The sequence below is a fragment of the Staphylococcus caseorum genome, from assembly GCF_049943195.1.
Taxonomy (GTDB): domain Bacteria; phylum Bacillota; class Bacilli; order Staphylococcales; family Staphylococcaceae; genus Staphylococcus; species Staphylococcus equorum_A.
The window spans coordinates 1-1408 of the sequence record NZ_JBNFUA010000006.1 but is presented as its reverse complement, the minus strand read 5'-3'; the positions used below and the strand labels follow the sequence as shown (position 1 = coordinate 1408).

Below are 1408 nucleotides of genomic sequence, written 5' to 3'. Positions count from 1 at the left end.
CAGAACGAAATGAGCGTTAGCGAATGAAGTGGCTAGCAAATACGACGCTTGCCAAAACTTCAATTAACTTGTGATATGAGAAATACTTTTGACGAGCAAAGAAATAATGATAGCTACTTCAGTAGCGATTGGTGCAGTTGTAACTTGGATTAATCCAAGTTAACAACCAATCCAAATCATTACTTTCGATATCGTGAAGTCAAAAGGAAATTAAATTACAAGTTAATTGAAGTTGGGATTTGATTTATGGATTTTAGTAATCACATTTTTGATTACTGTTTTTGTATTTAATCTTTGGATTTTTCGAACCTAGGGGGGCAACTACGACCCCCCCTAGGTTGGTCACTGGTCAGAGGTCAAAACTCTGTATCCCTTGCGCCTCTAAGGCTGAAAGGGTATAAATCGCGAAACATCAACGGAGAGTAAGGCTCAACCCGGTTTTTTGATAAAAATACATAAATTTCTTACACTTTAGTTATAAATGTGTTAGATTGTTTTATAAGGGAATTCGTATTTATAGAAAATTGTTGAGGTGAAAAAATATGGCTGAAAAACAAGAAAAAAAACGAATTATGATAACTTTGAATCAAGAAGTTTTTGAAAAAATAGAAGTTTTATCTAAAGAAACAGGTTTAAGTAAATCTGCTTTGATTACAATGTGGGTTAATGAACAAAAAAAGGCATAAAAATAGTCGCCAGGGCAAATGGCGACTAAGAAATAAATTATACTTATAAGTGAGGTAATTATAACATGAGTGAAAAGAGAGATACAAGAACACGTAATTGGACATTTTTTGTTTATCCGGAATCTGCACCTGAAAATTGGAGAGATGTTTTAAACGAGATGCATATACCGTGGATAGAAAGTCCATTACATGATAAAGATGTAGATTCTAATGGAGAACTGAAAAAGGCTCATTGGCATATATTAATATTATTTGCTTCTAAAAAGTCTTATGAGCAGGTTAGAGAGATTACTTTAAGGTTAAAGGCACCAAATCCTCAAAAGGTTATGGATCTGAAAGGTATGGTGCGTTATTTTGCTCATATGGATGATCCTAATAAGTTTCAGTATAGTAAGAGTGAAATAATAGGTCATGCTGGTGCTGATCCTTTAATATATCTTTCTGCCAATTCTGGAGAGAGATATCAATTAATTAAAGAAATGATTAGTTTTGTTAAAGAAAATGATATTGATGAGATTCAAGACTTAATAGATTATGCTATGGAAAATAGATTTGATGATTGGTTTCCGTTACTTTGTGATAATTCAGCGTTTATTATGAATAATTATATTAAATCTATTAGACATAGAATTAGATGAATTTGAATTAGCTAGCCAAAATGGCTAGCTTTTTGCGTTAGCAAAAATAAAGGGTCTGGGATATAATCCCAGGAAGGGTATTTG

General features: G+C 32.5%; 2 protein-coding genes. Both read left to right on the top strand.

Features of this window, described 5'->3' with window-relative positions; all coding sequences use genetic code 11:
* Positions 1-542: 542 nt before the first annotated feature.
* Positions 543-686, top strand: coding sequence for a ribbon-helix-helix domain-containing protein (locus ACP3TL_RS14995; RefSeq protein WP_018616903.1), 144 nt, complete (start codon positions 543-545; stop codon positions 684-686).
* Positions 687-751: 65 nt separating this feature from the next.
* Entirely contained in the window at positions 752-1324 is a 573-nt protein-coding gene (locus ACP3TL_RS14990; protein WP_026260398.1) for a replication protein, read from the top strand.
* Positions 1325-1408: the final 84 nt, after the last annotated feature.